This window comes from Nitrospinota bacterium (assembly GCA_009873635.1).
Lineage (GTDB): Bacteria > Nitrospinota > Nitrospinia > Nitrospinales > VA-1 > LS-NOB.
The window spans coordinates 4,500-22,365 of the sequence record WAHY01000028.1 but is presented as its reverse complement, the minus strand read 5'-3'; the positions used below and the strand labels follow the sequence as shown (position 1 = coordinate 22,365).

The 17,866-nt window shown below is 43.3% G+C and carries 16 protein-coding genes; 11 read left to right on the top strand and 5 right to left on the bottom strand.

What is annotated here, in order from left to right:
* Window positions 1-4,159: hypothetical protein (locus tag F3741_11635; GenBank protein MZG31431.1), on the bottom strand; the 4,159-nt coding region annotated here is incomplete at its 3' end.
* A 219-nt stretch (window positions 4,160-4,378) separates the two neighbouring features.
* Window positions 4,379-5,683, bottom strand: coding sequence for a PDZ domain-containing protein (locus F3741_11630; GenBank protein ID MZG31430.1), 1,305 nt, complete (start codon window positions 5,681-5,683; stop codon window positions 4,379-4,381).
* A gap of 254 nt (window positions 5,684-5,937) precedes the next feature.
* On the opposite strand from F3741_11630, the gene F3741_11625 reads away from it, so the two are divergent.
* The 9 genes from F3741_11625 to F3741_11585 all read left to right on the top strand — a co-directional run bounded on the left by F3741_11625 (window position 5,938) and on the right by F3741_11585 (window position 14,553).
* The gene (locus F3741_11625; protein ID MZG31429.1) at window positions 5,938-6,624 is read left to right on the top strand and encodes a phosphoadenylyl-sulfate reductase; all 687 of its coding nucleotides are present in this window, start codon (window positions 5,938-5,940) and stop codon (window positions 6,622-6,624) included.
* A gap of 30 nt (window positions 6,625-6,654) precedes the next feature.
* Entirely contained in the window at window positions 6,655-7,299 is a 645-nt protein-coding gene (locus tag F3741_11620) for an HD domain-containing protein (GenBank protein ID MZG31428.1), read from the top strand.
* A complete protein-coding gene (locus F3741_11615; GenBank protein MZG31427.1) occupies window positions 7,286-8,113 on the top strand; it encodes an iron dicitrate transport regulator FecR in 828 nt (275 codons plus the stop codon). The genes F3741_11620 and F3741_11615 overlap by 14 nt, the downstream gene beginning before the upstream one ends.
* Window positions 8,114-8,256: 143 nt before the next feature.
* Window positions 8,257-8,904, top strand: a complete 648-nt coding sequence (locus F3741_11610) for a DUF1566 domain-containing protein (GenBank protein ID MZG31426.1) — start codon at window positions 8,257-8,259, stop codon at window positions 8,902-8,904.
* Between the two features lie 135 nt (window positions 8,905-9,039).
* On the top strand, window positions 9,040-10,503 hold the full coding sequence (locus tag F3741_11605) for a YdiU family protein (protein ID MZG31425.1): 1,464 nt from the start codon (window positions 9,040-9,042) through the stop codon (window positions 10,501-10,503).
* A 36-nt stretch (window positions 10,504-10,539) separates the two neighbouring features.
* Window positions 10,540-10,767, top strand: a complete 228-nt coding sequence (locus F3741_11600) for a hypothetical protein (protein MZG31424.1) — start codon at window positions 10,540-10,542, stop codon at window positions 10,765-10,767.
* Between the two features lie 94 nt (window positions 10,768-10,861).
* Window positions 10,862-11,860, top strand: coding sequence for a thiamine-phosphate kinase (gene thiL, locus F3741_11595; GenBank protein MZG31423.1), 999 nt, complete (start codon window positions 10,862-10,864; stop codon window positions 11,858-11,860).
* 102 nt (window positions 11,861-11,962) lie between these two features.
* Complete coding sequence (locus tag F3741_11590) at window positions 11,963-13,270, top strand: HlyC/CorC family transporter (GenBank protein ID MZG31422.1); 1,308 nt, start codon at window positions 11,963-11,965, stop codon at window positions 13,268-13,270.
* The gene (locus F3741_11585; GenBank protein MZG31421.1) at window positions 13,270-14,553 is read left to right on the top strand and encodes an HlyC/CorC family transporter; all 1,284 of its coding nucleotides are present in this window, start codon (window positions 13,270-13,272) and stop codon (window positions 14,551-14,553) included. Before F3741_11590 ends, F3741_11585 begins: the two co-directional genes overlap by 1 nt.
* Here the strand turns inward: F3741_11585 and F3741_11580 are convergent.
* Window positions 14,550-15,272, bottom strand: coding sequence for a DnaJ domain-containing protein (locus tag F3741_11580; protein MZG31420.1), 723 nt, complete (start codon window positions 15,270-15,272; stop codon window positions 14,550-14,552). The genes F3741_11585 and F3741_11580 overlap by 4 nt on opposite strands.
* Before the next feature lie 131 nt (window positions 15,273-15,403).
* On the opposite strand from F3741_11580, the gene F3741_11575 reads away from it, so the two are divergent.
* On the top strand, window positions 15,404-15,694 hold the full coding sequence (locus F3741_11575) for a Dabb family protein (GenBank protein ID MZG31419.1): 291 nt from the start codon (window positions 15,404-15,406) through the stop codon (window positions 15,692-15,694).
* 156 nt (window positions 15,695-15,850) lie between these two features.
* Here F3741_11575 and F3741_11570 read toward each other — a convergent pair whose 3' ends face one another.
* On the bottom strand, window positions 15,851-16,147 hold the full coding sequence (locus F3741_11570; GenBank protein MZG31418.1) for a hypothetical protein: 297 nt from the start codon (window positions 16,145-16,147) through the stop codon (window positions 15,851-15,853).
* A gap of 151 nt (window positions 16,148-16,298) precedes the next feature.
* On the opposite strand from F3741_11570, the gene F3741_11565 reads away from it, so the two are divergent.
* Window positions 16,299-16,586, top strand: a complete 288-nt coding sequence (locus F3741_11565; GenBank protein MZG31417.1) for a TraR/DksA family transcriptional regulator — start codon at window positions 16,299-16,301, stop codon at window positions 16,584-16,586.
* 8 nt (window positions 16,587-16,594) lie between these two features.
* Here F3741_11565 and secA read toward each other — a convergent pair.
* Window positions 16,595-17,866, bottom strand: a 1,272-nt coding sequence (gene secA, locus F3741_11560) for a preprotein translocase subunit SecA (GenBank protein ID MZG31416.1), incomplete at its 5' end; no start/stop codon positions are given.

The following is a 17,866-nucleotide window of genomic DNA, read 5'->3' as shown; positions in this document are numbered from 1 at the left end:
CACCGTTGATGTTGTAATCAGGATGTGCATAGAACGTGTAGGTTTTCGATTTACCCGGTGCAACCGTCTGGTCGCCAGGGTTGTTACCGACGTTGATGCCCTGGGAATCCAGAGGATCGAACGCGATGTTGTTAGCATGTATTGAAGCGTTGCCTTCTTTCAGACGGTTGGTCAGTTTAATCTTGACACAATCGCCGATGTTGGCACGCAGGGTCAAAGGATGAGGCATATGTCCATCATCAGCAGCCTGCTTCACTTCACCCTCTAACGCAAAGATTTTACCTTTTGCGTTGGCAAGAAGAAGTTTACGTTCAAAGTCTACTTCGATCTCATCTTCAGTGTTTGGGTTAAACTTCAGTGCTTTATCAATCGCTACAACACTAAAGCTCTTAACCGGTGCACCTTTCGGGCAAAGAGTCTTTCGCACTTTCTTAGTGAATTCCTCATTACCAGGAAGTACCTTAAGGTCCTTCTGGGCTTTGTCATGCACTCGGATAATGCCCCACTCACCTTCTGAGAGTTTGGAGGTTCTACCATCATAATAGATGTAGTCTCCTGCCATACCTTGATAGCCACCCGCAGTGGTTGCCAAGTCATAGCGTTCAGCGATACCAATATGGATCGTGTTGGTAACACGTGAATCCCGATCATAACGCTCAGGACGATACCCATGTCCAGACACAACAAAGGTATGAGTTTCATTCATCATACCGTGCAGGAGACGAAATACCACATTGTCACCCACATAGGCTCTCAACATAGGTGTTGAAGGATCACCATGCACCTTGCTGCTAAATAGTTGAGATCCATCCTTGTTGTTTTTTAGTCTTGCAGCCAAGGAAGCTGCACGAAAGTTAAAACCACCACCAGTAGTGTGTGTACCCCCATTGAGATAAGGGAAAGCCACTTCCAGCATATCGGAAGGCATCTGGAAAGAAACCGATTGCCCTGCGGCAATCGCGTTCTCACGCGTCAGTCCGGGTGGGTTTCCTTCGGTGACCAACTGCGCTGTATGCGGCACCGTATCGTGAACCTGAGCTACCAATTCGCGGAAACTGCCATTTCGTGCATATGCGAAAGGCTCGGTTCCATGAATGTCGGCAACGGGACCACTCCGGATCAGCTCACCGGTTTTTGGATCATGGTACGTGGAACCCCAGGGCTCAACGATGGTAGATCCAATTCCGCCGTGCGGCCAGGTGGTCGCACCGAACGCATGGTCATGCCAGAATACCAACCCAACATCAGCGTCTACCCACCAGCGATAACGAACGTATTCGGTAGTAACAATTTGTCCTGCCGCGTGTGCGTGCGTCATGCCTTCAGTAAACTTGATGGTGTATTTGCCATCATGAGCCGGCTCTTTATTTGGGTCGGGCGTAATGCTCTTGATCCAGCGAGCGTCTTTACCATTTGGCACCTCAATACCAACAATGATATCGGCTCCAACATGGTAAGGAGTTGCATGTTCCGCCATCTGGATCTCTACTGTGTCGTCACCCGGTTTTGTAGCCTTAAGCACTTTGGCGTTCATCGGGATCGGCATGCTCACATGATGCCCGTCTTTCATCTTCTTAGTGAACTGCGTGTAAGACCTCATTGACTGGTCGTAAGAAAAACCTGTAATTACGCCGTCTGAGGACTGGTTGTCGAACTGAAAGAAATGCGGATGGATGTTGATTTTTGACATCTGGAAGTTGGTGAAATCATCATCATCCCATTCACTTGAAAGTAAAACATCCACGCAGTCATAAACGTTGGCACGAATAACCAACGGAATGGCTTTCTTAGGATCTGCTTTCACAGCCGCCATTTCCTCATCAATAACATAGATCAAACCATACTTATCAATGAGCGGTGGAGTGTCTCCAACGGCTCCGGAGAGCTCGATTGGTGTGTTGATGAAATGCAGATTGTACTGTTTACGTCCAGCCCCTGGAGGGCAAAGACTCCAACGGCCATGTTCACCAGGTTTGGCACCACCTGTGTTCTCCATATCTGGACCACTGCGCGCACTACCAGACTCTGTCGCAGTGATAACTCCATGGTCAGTCTGCATGTGGAAAGGCTCCAACCAAGGTGCTCCACCATGGTTACGCGCGAAAGGAACACGCTTACCAAAATGTGGAGTCAAATGTGGCCAAGCCAGTTTTCCATGCTGGTCAAACTGAAGCGGATGCCGTTTACCTGGGTGAGGTGTTGTAAATTTTGGCCATTTAATAACAGACTCACGCTCAGAAAGCGCCTGGTTGCCTTTCCAACCATAATCTAAAACAGAGCCATCATAGGCTTTGATCTGTTTAATTGGATCATCGTAGTGACCGGGTTGTCCTTGCGGGGGAAGCATATACTTGACCCAGTCTTTGACATTAACGACTGGTGTAGCTTTACTCCAATCACTTTTTCCAGAACCTACAATTTTAAACTTCTTGCCAAACCAGTCCATGGTTCTACCAACCAGTTGGTCTGAAGTCTGACCTTTGGGAATTCTTCCCACACGATCGGGAAGCTCTTTCAAAGGACGCATGACATCGGTACTTTCAAAAGGATAGTTGCCTGTCTGCAAGGTGTTATAAACCCTCCAGTAACCCCACATACCGGCTACGTAGTGATGTGCGACATGGCAATGGAACAGGAAGTCTCCAGCTAAACGCTGACATAAGCCTGAGCCACACTCAGTCTCAAGATCAACAACCTCAGAGGGTCCAATTACTTCAACATCAACTCGGTCGCTAGTAGTACGAACTACCGGGTATTTAACTGGACCATCATATGCTGCTTGAGTCAGGTTTTTAAGTTGAACTTCCCTTTGTGGTGAACGAGTCCAGCGAATAGTCCCGCCATGCGGATGATGCGAATGAAATACTTCACCACCACCATGAACCAATCTGAACTTTGCTGGGTCACCTAAGTATGACCGTGGGATCGTGGTTGGAGCATCTCCAAAAGTATACGAGCTATATGCTAGAGACTCATCTTCAAAGTGAAACTTCTTTTCTTGCTGTGCCAAATTGTTTATACCAAATGGCTCAGAACGGAAATTTAATGCGCGAGCTGAAGGACGGTAAGCGTCAGTTTGAGGATCACGCTGAGGAATCATTTCTCCGTGACGATTAAGAGGTCGAAAAGATTCGTCACCAACCTCGTGATACATCAATGTAAACTCTCTAAAATCACGTTCATCGTCATTTACAATCATTGCCATCCAGCCGCTTTTCAGCTCTCCACCTGTCCAGGGATCCAGATAGCGGGAACCTTTCGGCTCAACAATCATGGTACCGATCAATCCCAACGATGAAGGATCACGACCCGCATGATTCTGGATCATGTGTCCACCTTCCTGCTCATCAATCGGTATGTACCACTCGTATTCTTGTGTCTCTTCAGAAGCAATAATCGCTCCTGGAGTAGCCGCTGTATCAGGCTGGCCAGTAGAACTAATTATCATTGCAGAACCATTAACCTGAAAACCAGCGTCTTCATCTTCTAGCTGATTTGTAAACTTAATCCGAAGACAATCTCCCTGATTTGCACGAATAACAAATGGTTGAATGGCATCGCCTTGCAATCCATTGGTAACAGCTCCCGGATCAAGCTCGTCTTCACGAGCCGCGGCATTCTTTTCTTCTTCAGCGCGGACCCTGTCAATGTCCTCGTCGAGAACATACATGTATCCCGGATAGTAATCACCCCATTGGTTAAGGGTAATTTCTACATTGATGGCAGAAACATTATAAAGTTTAACAGGTGCGGTGCTGGGGCAATGGGCGCCTTTGTATACTTTTGCAGCAGCCTCCGTTGGTCCCAAAAGATAGCTTTGGCCCAACTGATGAGCGGCCCATGAATCATGAAATCCACCACCTGAAGAGGCAGGGCTAGCATGTTCTTTTAACTTAGACTTTAACTGATCCATGACCTTCATGAAGGTCTGGTCCATTTTGTCCTGTCTACCTTCCATGCCGCCCATCAATTCTTCATGGTCGACCTGGTTTTCAAGCTTCTCCAACCATGCGGGCCGATCAACCGCAGGGTTACCAAGATTGTGACCACCATGCGAATGATCTGTCGTGAGCGCACCAGCCGGGACACAAAGCCCCAGAGTTACGAACACAACAGCCAACGCATACCAGTTTTTCCACCCCTTTTTGACACCAAACATTGCTACCTCCTAAGTAGAACTTCAAAAAATGGCTAAAATAAAACAGTATGAATGTTGATTTTCTAAACTTTTATCACCGACCCATTCCACTCCTTAAATGGCAGGTCGAAAAATATAACCCCTTATTTCAAAAGGTTTATAAGAATTCTTCTTTTAATCAAAATGCTTTAATATTCAAAAACTATGCATTTTGGGTCAGTCAATCTATCAAATTTATTTTTACCTTACAAGCCCCAAATGAAACTTTTCATCATTTCTCCAGACTAACAGAAAAATAGGGTCTCCTGATTTAATTTTTTCTACAAATTGGTCAAACTCAAACTTATTTTCAATATTGTCACCATTCACAGACATAATAAGGTCTCCAGATTGTAACCCCTTAGTTGCTGCTGTACTTTTTGGGTTAATCTCTGATACCAACACCCCATTTATCATATTTTTTCCTTTTTCCTGATTTTCAACACTAAATCCCAACCCAGATGGGCTTAAAGGGGAGAGGTTAGCTAAAGCATTGTTTTTATTATTTTTTGACTCTAGTTTAACAGGAACAACTCTTTTCTTTCCATTCCGAAGAATATCCAGATTAATGGTTTGTCCAGGCGTAATGGCCCCGATCACCCGGATCATTTTGTTTGGGGAGTCAATATCAGATCCGCCGATTTTCAGAATAATATCGCCAACTTTGAGCCCTGCCCTGTGAGCAGGGTCGCCCTCGAACACTGAATTAATAATGACCCCCACACCCTCCTGCCCATTTGTTCTTTTAGCAACTTCCTCAGTCACCGGGTCGATACCAACCCCAAGCCAGCCTCTATGCACCTCACCGTTCTCAACCAATTGGCTGACGACATGCTTGACCATATTAGAAGGAATGGAGAATCCGATGCTCTGGGCATAATTGATGATCGCAGTGTTGATACCTATCACTTCACCTTTTATGTTGAGTAGCGGACCACCACTGTTTCCCGGATTGATAGAGGCATCTGTTTGTATGAAGTCTTCATAACGGGAGAGATTGACGTTTTCCCTCTTGAGACCGCTGATAATTCCAAAAGTGGTGGTGTCATTGAGTCCGTAAGGATTGCCCACAGCAACCACAAGCTGGCCAATACGTACTTTGCTTGAGTCGCCAAAATCTACTTCCGCAAGCGGTATATCAGTCGACACATGAACCACTGCGAGATCTGTGTCTTCATCAGCCCCCAATACATCTCCAATGATCTCCCTGCCATCCTTAAAGGTTACCTTGATTTTGTTAACATTACGAACTACATGGCTATTGGTAACGACAAGGCCTTTTTGGGCATTATATACAACCCCTGCTCCGGCATTTGCGGGCCTGCCCTTGTTAGGAAGTCCTTCCCTGATAGCATCCTTTGCTACATAGGGAGACAGACTAACCACCGCCGGGCGAACTTTGTCAGCCAGTTCTACCAGTTCTTTTTCTACCTGCTCCAGAATTCCTGTTTCACCGGAAAAAGGAACCGCAAAAAATATGGCAATAAAAAATAGTAGGATTTTCATCGTTAGGTTTTGCCAGGGGTTCTGGATGAAAAATTTATTATAAGTTTTCTGAACTTGATTTTTCTGCATGAGCATGAAAAAGTATGATGTAAATAACCTTAAATAAAGTCGAGAAATTGTTTGCCTGCAAATAAAGACATTATAAGTAATACCCCTGCGGGGCACGAAAGCTTAGGATGAACATAACGCCTGCGGAGGCTCTCCGCTTTATATAAACTATCTTTTACCCTGTCAAGTACAACACCACTATGACCATAGACCCGAAAGATTTTGAAACCAAATCACCCGAAGAACTGCTGCGCTGGAGCATGGACAATTACGGCCTCAAAGCCGGTCTGGCTTCCAGTTTCGGAGTGGAAGACATGGTACTCATTGATATGATTTCCAAACTCGGCGGCCCAATCACCATTTTCACCCTGGATACAGGAAGACTTCACGAAGAAACCTATGAGCTGATGGAACGGGTACGCACCAAATATGGACTCGAAGTTAAAACTTATTTTCCAGACAATAAGAAAGTTGAAGATTTAATTGGACAAAAAGGGTTCTTCTCATTTCGCGAAAGCGTGGAAAACCGCAAGGAATGTTGTCATATCCGTAAAGTAGAGCCGCTGAACAGAGCGTTGAGCGGACTGAAAGCCTGGGTCACCGGGATCAGGCGATCACAGGGAGTCACACGAACAGATATACCAAAAGTCATGGAAGATGCCGACCATCCCCCTTTGATCAAAATCAATCCGCTTGCAGAGTGGAGCGAGGAACAGATGATGAACTATATCACCGAGAATAACGTGCCCATCAATGTACTGCATAAAAGGAATTATCCCAGCATTGGCTGTGCCCCCTGCACACGACCCGTGGAACCCGGAGAAGACATACGTGCCGGGCGCTGGTGGTGGGAAAACCCGGAACATAAAGAATGTGGCCTTCACCAGCGATAAAGCTGGGTTTATTTAAAAATAAGTCTTACGATGACAATTATAAATAATACTTGTCAGTTTGTAGAAAATAAGCTTGCGGGAGAAGGATCCGGTCATGACTGGTGGCATATCTACAGGGTATGGAACCTTGCCAAAAAGCTGGCTGAACAAGAAGGAGCTAATTCACTCATTGTCGAGTTGTCTGCACTTCTACACGATATTGCTGACTGGAAATTCCATGATGGGGATGACACCAAAGGCCCGCAGATGGCGGAACAATTTCTATCAGAAAATCATGTCGATCGTAATGTGATCGATCCAGTCATTGAAATCATAGCTACAATTTCTTACAAAGGTGCCGGTGTATCGACCCCGATGAAAACACTTGAAGGAAAAGTGGTGCAGGATGCAGATCGCCTCGATGCTATTGGGGCAATGGGTATCGCTCGTACTTTTGCCTATGGTGGGCATAAAAACCGTTTGATGTACCACCCTGATGAAAAACCGGTCATGCATAAGAGTTTCGCGGAATATAAAAAAAACACCGGGCACACCATTAACCATTTTTATGAAAAACTGCTTTTATTAAAAGACAGGATGAACACCGCATCAGCTAAAAAAATGGCTGAACGAAGACATCAATTCATGCAGGTATTTCTTGACCAGTTTTACGAGGAGTGGGATGGAAAAGCTTGAAATTCTTCATAAGTCATCGGACTTGATCAGGAAGTCCAGGCGTACCTTGTTCTTAACGAGTGCTGGCATGAGTGCCGACTCCAATATCCCTACATTTAGGGACAAAGATGGTTATTGGAAAAACTTTCCACCGTTCAAGGAAAAAAATCTGGAAGCTCAAGACCTTGCCAGTCCCTGGGCATTTCGCAACGAGTTGCCTCACGCATGGGCGTTCTACGAATGGCGAAGGAGGAATGCTGAAGAAAACCAGCCACATGAAGGTTATCGAATTATCAACAAGTGGCTTGAAACCCAGGATGGATTCATTCATACGACCAATACTGATGGGATGCATTTAAGATCGGGTTGCCCCGCAGACCGCATCTTGGAAGTCCACGGCTCTATGTGGAGGTTACAATGCCTAAACACCTGCACCTACCAGTTTTGGGATGAACTTTCGGTCCCACTCTGCGATCTGAACACGAGTACCATGAAAGCTTCTAATTATCCAGTCTGCAAAAGTTGTACGGGGATTGCCCGTCCGCATATTCTCATGTTCGGAGATGGGGAATACATCGGTCACCCGGAGCAGGAGGGAAGTTTCAAAAGGTTCCTGCAGGAACCAGTTGATCTGGTTGTTCTTGTAGGCAGTTCAGGAGCGGTTCCAACCAATGACTATATTGCTGTCCAATTACAAAGACAGGGAACTCCCGTCATCAATATCAACCTGGATTCATCCAGTAATAGCATTGTTAATACTGATCTTTTTATTCAAATGAAAGGCAAAGAAGCATTCACTGAACTGCATCGAATCACTTTCGGAAGCACGGATTGAAGCAAACCGTCTCACCCCAGTAATAAATTATTTGATTTTTATTACCGTGAGTTTTGAATTTATAGTATCCTCATCAATATAATTAAATCAACGAAACAGGTGTTTCATTATTCAGGAAAACTTTCAAGAACCAGGAGTTTAATATGCGAATCGTGCTTTTGACATTCATGATTTTACTTCTCCAGCCGATTCCTTCATTTGCCAAGTGTAAGCAGGCTGATATTTGCGAAATGATGAAAAAAATGGACCATTTTTCGATTCTTAATGAGTGCCCTGGTTCAGGCACTTTGCTTAAGGAATGTAAAAAAGTAAGCGACGTTAAATTGGCAAAACTTCCTGCTCCAAATTTTGTGGACAATGGAGATGAAACCATTACGGATACTGTAAACAAACTCCGCTGGTTCAAAAAAGGCACTAATAAAAGAATGAAATTAAAAGATGCTTATGGTTTTGCTGAAAGTGAGAATTTTGCCGGAAGCTCAAATTGGCGGCTTCCTACTTTACCCGAATTGCAAACTTTGTTGCACCCAGAAAAAGTAGTCAATGCAAGCGGCAAAAGATCGTGGATACATCCCATCTTCGATCATAGTAAAGCACATTATTACTGGACAACCACAAAATGCGATGAAGTCTCATTTATTGAAGAAACTTACCAGGGAAAACTTCAGAAAAAAACCTGTCACAAGGGGGAGTCCGCCGCATGGCTGGTTCTGTTTAAAGTGGGTTCTTCATTATGGTTTTTAATCCAGGACGCAAAGCATCATGTCTGGCTAGTACAAGATTTGGAATAGGCAGAATAAATCCTTAACTTATAATTCTGCTTCAATTTTCTGAAGTTTAATTAAAAAAGAATCTTCTTTCTTCTTTTCTCCATCCACACAATAGAACTTATTTATTTTGAAATAGATTAAAAAAACTCTTGTCCTTTGACTGACTACCAAAACTTAAACTTTAGAAACCGCTTCATAGAACTGGGGCCTGAGTTTTATCAGTCCAAAGACCCCGATCCAGTAACAGACCCTTACCTGGTTGACTATTCTCCTTCTGTTGGAAATTTATTAGGTCTGCCTCAAAATTCTGAAGGCAGCAAAAGCTTCATAGACCAATTCAGTGGGAATGTCCCCCTGGAAGGAGCCCAACCTCTGGCCATGGCTTATTCGGGACATCAGTTCGGTTCTTATAACCCAAGATTGGGAGACGGCCGAGGACTTTTGCTTGGGGAGGTGCTAAACCAAAACCAGGAAATGTGGGACATTTATCTTAAAGGGTCTGGTCCCACCAGGTTTGCCCGAGGCTTTGATGGGAGAGCAACTTTCAAATCATCCATACGGGAACACCTGGCAAGTGAGGCTTTATACGGACTGGGAATTCCCACTACCCGTTCATTAGCGGTCATAGGAATTAGAGAATTGATTTACAGGCAAAGACCAGAGCTGGCAGCGATACTCATAAGGGTGGCCGATTCACATATTCGTTTTGGAAGTTTCGAGTTTTTTCACTACACCGGACAAAGCAGAAATGTAGAACGACTGCTGGAGTTTTCCATTCAGAGTTATTATCCGGATATTGCTGAAGAGTCAGACCGCTATAGAGTATTTTTTCAACGTACCCTCAAACGTACAGCAAAGCTCATCGCAAAATGGCAGGCATCAGGTTTCATACATGGTGTAATGAACACTGATAATATGTGTATAACCGGAACCACCTTTGACTACGGCCCATATGGCTTTTTGGATCGATTTGTCCCTAACCACACTCCAAACCAATCAGACACAAATGGTCGCTACGCCTATAACCAACAACCTGAAATTGGATTTTGGAATCTCAACAAGCTGGCTGAGACACTCATTCCACTTATAAGTGCTGAAAACCTGGAAGAGGAAATGAAACAATATCAGCCTTTTTTTAATCAATGCTATCGTGAAGAAATGGGAAAAAAGCTGGGGCTAACAATTCTTGACTCAGAGTTCACAGAACTGGTTCAGCAAATGTTCCAACTTCTTGTCGAGCATCAACTTGACTACACTAATTTTTTCAGGTTTCTCGCAAACTATCCAACACAAACTGCAAGTTTTAATGACGATCTGAGACCCTGGTTAAACCGTTATCTCGAACTAGTTCAACGTGAAGGAGTCAGCCACGAAGAAAGAAAAGAACAAATGGATGATTCCAATCCAAAGTTTATTTTAAGAACCCACCTATTACAGACGGCGCTCGACAAAGCACTCAAAGATTCCGATTTCTCAGAAATCACCCGTCTCAGAGTACTAATGGAAGATCCATATAAAGACCGGCCAGCAGTATTTGAAAAACACAACATTGATCCTGAGTTTTATGCCCGGGAAACTCCAGAGAAATATCTCTGCCGACAAACCAGTTGTTCAGCATAATGAAAGCAATCTAAACGATTGCAGAAAGGAAACATGATTCTGTTAGAAGGAGAAATCAGTGAAATCAACACTCCACCCAATAAAGCCGACCAGTTTCGGGAACTGAGTATCTGGATCCCTGAAACCGAAGAGCATGTGGAATTAACATGCTTTATGCATGAAGTCCAAAAGGCCGGCCTTGAAGAAGGGAGCAAGATTTCCATCAAAATTGAAAAAAAATTCGACATAGATTCTTTAACACGCGACTTGTTGAAGCCACAATAGAGTGACAAAATACCAGAGTGGTTTTTTTTGATTTCCTTTTGTTAATATAAGGTTTCTATCATCAAGTGGAGGCCTGAGGGTTCCACCAAGGTTTATGCGCAAAATAAAAGAACTCGGCGAATTTGGACTCATCCATAAACTTTCATCACAGATCAATTTCCGTGCTTCTGATTCTATTCTGGGCATAGGAGATGATTGTGCTGCTTATCCTGTTAAATCAGGCAAGTTTGAAGTCATTTCCACTGACGCTCTGGTAGAAGACATCCATTTCAAGCTTTCCACGATAAAACCGGAAACTCTGGGACGCAAGGCGCTCTCAGTCAGCCTCAGTGATATTGCGGCAATGGGCGGAACTCCCAAAAGAATAATGGTGACTCTGGGAATACCCAAAAAAATTTCTGTATCATTTCTCGAAAAACTGTATTCCGGATTTAACGAGATATGCAACCATTTTAAGGTAGAACTTTGTGGTGGGGATACCGTCTCATCACCAAAATGTTTTTTCATCAATGTAGCGGTCATAGGAGAAGCAAAACGTATTTTCTCACGTAAGGGTGCAAAGCCGGGGGACCTTGTTTTCGTGACAGGAACATTGGGTGACTCAAGCCTGGGGTTAAAATTACTTGCAAAAAATAAAACGAGAGGCAAAGACCATAAATTCCTGACAACAAAACATATGGATCCCACACCGCGAGTTAAGGAAGCGGAGATTCTGGGTCGTTCCAAAATAGATATCACTTCCATGATAGATATCAGCGACGGTCTGGTTCAGGACCTTCATCATATCTGTGAATCCTCAAATGTTGGGGCCCAAATTTATGAAGATCGGCTGCCCTTATCCCCTGAATTGATTCGCACTTGTAAAAGAAGCTCCATACCCCCTCTTCCACTTGTATTAAATGGTGGAGAGGATTATGAATTACTATTTACTTTGCCTGCTGATGGTGTTAAAAATTTAATCAGGCAGTTTTTAAAGGCTAAAGTGCTTGTTACGCAAATCGGGAAGATCCTCAAACCCGGGGGAATATCAATGAAAATGAAAAATGGAACGTTAAAAGTTCTTCCGGAATCAGAAGGGTTCAATCATTTTTAATTATAAATTTTGGTTTCCCGTTCCAGAATTACAATTGCCAAATCGAGTTAAAGTTCAACTCGATTCACAAGTACCGGCCAAGCTTGAGGTTTTTTAAAACTTTTGGACGATTCATTAATATCCCGTTCACTCATATTATTGTTTTTACTTTTGTGTTCGGCTTTTTTTTCAGCCTGTGAGGTCGCTTATTTCTCTCTAAACTCTCTTCAGCTTAATGAGATGTCAGAGAATAAAGGGCGCATGGGTAGAATAGTAAACTCCCTCCTGGAAAAACCGAGAGAACTGCTCATCACAATTTATATTGGCAATGAGTTCGTCAATATAGCTATATCTGTTGTTATCACATCCATAGCCATCAATATTTTTGGAAGTATCGGGGTGGGTATTGCAATTGGCGGTGGCACTTTACTCCTGCTGGTTTTTGGTGACATCATTCCCAAAAGTATTTCTATAAAGTATGCCCAGCCATACGCCCTATTCGCCGCATATCCATTAAAAGCCTTTGCCCAGCTTGTCCAGCCCGCACAAAAGCTGTTTACTGTCTGGACAGAAAAGATTATTGGTTCCATGGGAATACTGCCTCACGGCATCAAAGAATCCCCTATAACAGATGAGGAATTTCGTGCCATGGTACAGGTGGGCGAAGGGGAAGGTGTCATCGATTCAGATGAAAGGGAATTGATCCAGAATGTGATTGAGTTTGGTGAAACAACAGTAGGAGAGATCATGACTCCGAAAATAGATATGTTCACCGTAAATATTGAGAACAGTTTGGATGAAATCCTACCCAGAATAATTGAAAACTTTTATTCCAGGGTTCCTGTGTATGGTAATGAAGAAGAAGATATCGTGGGCATTTTGTTCACAAAGGACCTCACACGGCTTAAACACTTGCCTCGGGAAAAGGTAAATCTGAAAAGCATTCTTCACCCTACAATCTCCGTTCCGAAGTCAAAAAAAATCAAGGAAATGTTAGAAGAATTCAGAAAATCAAAAAGGCATATGGCCATCGTTCTTGACGAATATGGAAGTGTCTGTGGGCTGGTAACACTGGAAGACGTCCTTGAGGAACTGGTGGGAGAAATCGACAGTGAAATGCGGCAGGAGGAACTCCCGTTAAAGAAACAGAGTGATAAAAATTATCGCATTGCTGGAGCATACAGCCTGGCAGAGTTCAATGAAAGTTTCCAAAGCGAATTGCCTGAGGATGATTATGACACCGTCGGTGGATACGTTTTCGGATTATTTGGCAGGATTCCCCGGTCGGGTGAATCAACCACTGTTGACAGGTTTAAATTCCGTGTCGAAAAAATGAAAGGCTCAAGAATCCTGAGTCTATTCCTGACTCTTATGACCCCGCCTGTCGAGGAAGAGACAAACAAAGAAATTAATGAGATGTTAGAAGACTAATGGATTTTGCAACAACACTGATATTGGTACTCATCGGGATTCTGTTGGAAGCTTTTTTTTCCGGTTCTGAAATCGGGATGGTTTCTGTAAACCGGATAAAAATGAAGCAGCTTGCTGAAGAAGGGAGCTCTGCCGCCAAATCCATCTTGAAATTACTGGAAAATCCCGAAAGACTTTTCACTACAACTTCTCTGGGAACCAATCTCACTATGGTCGCCAGCACAGCTGTGTTCACCGCTTTTATGGTCACCCACTTTGGAGATTCCGGAGAATGGATGGCCATGCTGGTTATTTCTCCAATGATTTTTTTTCTGGGAGAAATCACTCCTAAAGTTATTTTTCAGCATCGCGCTGATTCCATTATGCTGATCATGATCTATCCCCTGATTTTTTTCTATAAAATCTTGTCGCCATTTACTATATGGCTGTCTAAAGTATCGGCAAAGTTTACTGATCGTGTGCAACTGTCTTCCGATGGTGAGCATAAAACTTTCAGCAGGGATCAGCTCAGAGGTGTATTGAGTCTGGAGTCACAAACTGTAGATCTTGGTGCAACTGAAAAGAAAATCATTCACAACATTTTCAACTTTGGAGAGCTAAGAGCAGAGCATTGCATGGTTCCCCTTATACAAATGAGTGCCATTAAAGATACAGCCACACTGATTGAGGCGCATGACGTGGCGAACGATTCAGGTTTCTCACGTGTACCCGTGTTTCATGAGAGAATGTATAACCTTATTGGGATTCTAAATACCTTCGACCTTTTAGACCAGCCTGTTGACCACAGCCCAATCACTGGTCTCATCAGACCCGCATATTACGTTCCTCCAGGTAAAAAAGTTGACGACCTGCTTAAAGAACTTCAGCAAAGAGGTCTACATGTTGCCATTGTTGTGGATGAGTATGGAGGATGTGTCGGTTTAATAACGATTGAGGACCTACTGGAAAAAATTGTTGGTGAAATCGAAGATGAATACGACAAACCCGAGAAAACATATAAACCCTATGCAGACGGTGGATATTTGGTTGAAGGCAACACCGAAATCAGCGTTCTCAATGACGCCCTCAACTGGGAACTCCCTACTGGCGAATACGAAACTCTTGCAGGTTTGGCTATAGAACGTTTGGAAAAAATTCCAAATTCTGGCGACCAGATCCTGGTCGGCTCATATCGGTTAACCGTCAAAGAAGCAAGTAAACGCAAAATCCAATCCCTGATAATCCGTAAGCTGGATCCGCCTCAGGAAACAGACTCCAATACTGAAAAAGCAACGACTCCTTAAATTTTCCGAATTTTTTCCAATTCCTGGTAGGCCGACTGAACTTCAAGAAATTTCAAATGGGCTTTCTGGAATGTATCTTCATCTTCTTGAGCAACCCTGTCAGGGTGATACTCGCTGACTAATTTTCTATATGCTTTTTTGATATCATCATTCGAAGCATCGGAAGGAAGACCCAGTATATGATATGGAGTCTTGAAAGGCTCAAGTGAATATTTCACTCTGATTTCATTATGTTCGTCGTAGGACAACCCCAATTCCAACCCAACCGTTTTTAAAAGTGACTGGGTGTCTTCGTCAGGAATATTCTCCACCAAAATAATTTGATAACAGAGGGCAAGAAGCAAAAGGTTGTAATTATTCTGACAAGACTTTTTGTATTCCTTTACGAATCGGTAAATATCCGGTTTTTTGGACTGCACTTCACCCACCAACCTGTCAACCGATTTCAAATCAGTAGAACCATAACCCAGGTTTTTCATAAAAAAATTATGGATCACGGCCACTTGTTTAGGAGTCAACGCGCCGGACTCCATAGCCACACGAGTCATAATAATAATCAGGCAGGAAATAAACTCGCCTTGATGAACTATACCGGGTAAACTTTCCTGCAGTTTTTTCTGGAGTTTTTTACCTAAAAAATGTTCAATGGTTCCGCCAATAACGGCACCTAAAGGACCGCCACGTAAAAAACCCAGACCTGCTCCCATCCACCATGACATAAGAAGAAATCACTCACTAAATAAAAACAAGCACTATAGCATAAACAATGTTACAAACTGTCTCTTTACCAAATGCTTTACCAACCAGAAACAACCATGGTTGAGCCGCAATCCACTGGAGGAAACTATTAATGGTCAAACATATTGTGATGTTTAAGCTGGCAGAAAAAAATCAAAAAAATCTGGATGAAGCCCTGGACGCCCTCAACAGTCTGAGAGGTAATATTGAAACCCTGAAATTCCTGGAATTGGGAACCGATTTTTTAAGCTCCGAAAGAAGCTATGACATCGTTCTCACTGCATTTTTCGATGATCGGGAAGGACTTAAGACATATGCAGGACACAAAAACCATTTACCCGTTGTTGATAAAATGCGCTCGCTCTGCTCGTCATCCATCGTTGTGGATTACGAAACAGAATAGCAGCGGCATTAAATTTATCGGAAATATGAGTTTTTTTCCGTCCAGGCAAATAAATTGTTGTACTTTATTTATCCAAGTGCTAAGGTTCAAGGAATTTTTATCCAGCTATGGATAATACACTAAGGTTTTTGAGTTACCTTCCCGAATGAATTCATTTTAAGAGTTCCCTAATATAGGAGATTCGGCAATGGCAACGAAAAAAAAGGCGGCAAAAAAAGCTGTCAAAAAGAAGGCTTCAAAAAAAACTTCAACCAAAAAAAAGGCGGCCCCCAAGAAAAAGGCTGCCACCAAAAAGAAGTCTTCTGTGAAGAAAAAAACAGCTACTAAAAAGAAGTCTTCTGTGAAAAAAAAGGCAACTCCTAAGAAAAAGACTGCTGCTAAAAAGAAGTCTGTCAAGAAGAAGGCCGCGAAGAAAACTGTAGCAAAAAAATCATCGCAAACCAAAAAAGCCAAGCCATCTCACCAAAAAACAGCAAAAAAAACCAAAGCTACGAAATCTGCAGTTAAACCGGGTAAGTTGCACCTGATTAGACAAGACCAACCTAATTTGGATCCTTCTATTCTTAAAATTCGTGACAGGCTTATTGCTAATCGCGCAGAACTATTGAAATTGATTCAAGCTTCACAGTCCGTTGAGCGAGATGCCGGGGATTTAACTTTTAGCAACGAGATTGATCTTGCTTCGAGTCTTGAAGGAAGAGAAATGATATTTCAGTTAACCAGCAGAGATCGTAACGAGCTGAAGCTGATTGAAGATGCGTTGTTCAGAATCAATAACGGTACTTATGGAGAGTGTGAATCTTGTGAAAAGAAGATCACTTTAAAGCGTCTGCAAATTATGCCGTTAACCGCATTATGTATTGATTGTCAGGAAGCCGCAGAAAACATTTAGAATGGCCATTACTGGCCATGGCACTTTTTGTATTTCTTTCCACTTCCGCAAGGGCAGGGTTCGTTTCGTCCTACCTTATCTTCGTCTCGCCTTACGGTTGCCGGCTTTTCCAGGGGGTCAGAGTTTCCACGATGCTCAACAACATTCTGGGGCTTGCTGGCCAGTTCTTCCTGCATTTCGACTTCCTGGTTTACCTGAACTTTAAACAAGTATTCCGTGATCTCTTCCTTGATGCGTATCATCATGCCACTGAACAGGTCAAATCCTTCCTTCTTATATTCTGTCAAAGGATTTTTCTGGGCATACCCTCGTAAACCAATCCCTTCCTTCAGATGGTCCATACCAAGCAAATGATCTTTCCAAAGTCCATCTAACACCTGAAGCATAATGACTTTTTCAACATGGCGCATGAACTCTGGTTCAATACCCTCTTCCTTTGCTTCATAGGCCTTGGTCACCTCATTCATGATGGCATCATGAAGTTTTTCTCTGTTGCAATGTTCCAACTCCAGCTTTGTGCTTCCCTGAAGCAAAAGTTCATGATCGCTTGACTTCTCAATATGAACAGAAAACTGTCTTTCCAGCAATTCGTTCAAGCTTTCAATATCCCATTCCTCCGGATATACTTTTTCATGGGCAATTTCATCCAGAGCTTCATCCACGACCTCATCGGCCATATCAAGGAGAACTTCTTTCCCATTTTCCGTATTAATGATTTCGCGTCGCAACGCATAAAGAACTTCTCTTTGCCGGTTCATAACATCATCATATTCCAGAAGATGTTTACGAATATCAAAGTTATGAGCTTCAACTTTTTTCTGGGCGTTAGCAACTGCCTTTGAAACCATTGTATGCTCTATAGGCTGTCCATCTTCCATCCCCAACCTTGCCATCAAAGGGGAAATTTTATCAGACCCAAAAATTCGCAACAAATCGTCTTCAAGGCTGAGATAAAATCGCGAAGAGCCTTTATCTCCCTGACGACCAGAACGCCCCCGCAACTGGTTATCAATACGTCGGCTTTCATGCCTTTCGGTGCCAAGGATATGGAGCCCTCCCAAGTCAGGAATCCCCTCACCAAGGACGATATCAGTACCTCTTCCAGCCATATTCGTGGCGATGGTCACAGATCCTGGTTGCCCTGCCTGTGCAATGATTTCCGCTTCCTGCTCATGATGCTTGGCATTCAAAACACTGTGCTTGATGCCTGCCTTTTTCAGCTTTTTGCTCAAAACCTCTGACTTTTCGATGGATATTGTACCAACGAGCACAGGTCTCTT

What these genes read in the sequence shown, in the direction of transcription:
- F3741_11630 (MZG31430.1), bottom strand. Translation starts at nt 5,683, where the DNA reads ATGAAAATCCTACTATTTTTTATTGCCATATTTTTTGCGGTTCCTTTT.
- F3741_11620 (MZG31428.1), top strand. Translation starts at nt 6,655, where the DNA reads ATGACAATTATAAATAATACTTGTCAGTTTGTAGAAAATAAGCTTGCG.
- F3741_11615 (MZG31427.1), top strand. Translation starts at nt 7,286, where the DNA reads ATGGAAAAGCTTGAAATTCTTCATAAGTCATCGGACTTGATCAGGAAG.
- F3741_11610 (MZG31426.1), top strand. Translation starts at nt 8,257, where the DNA reads ATGCGAATCGTGCTTTTGACATTCATGATTTTACTTCTCCAGCCGATT.
- thiL (MZG31423.1), top strand. Translation starts at nt 10,862, where the DNA reads ATGCGCAAAATAAAAGAACTCGGCGAATTTGGACTCATCCATAAACTT.
- F3741_11585 (MZG31421.1), top strand. Translation starts at nt 13,270, where the DNA reads ATGGATTTTGCAACAACACTGATATTGGTACTCATCGGGATTCTGTTG.
- F3741_11580 (MZG31420.1), bottom strand. Translation starts at nt 15,272, where the DNA reads ATGTCATGGTGGATGGGAGCAGGTCTGGGTTTTTTACGTGGCGGTCCT.
- F3741_11575 (MZG31419.1), top strand. Translation starts at nt 15,404, where the DNA reads ATGGTCAAACATATTGTGATGTTTAAGCTGGCAGAAAAAAATCAAAAA.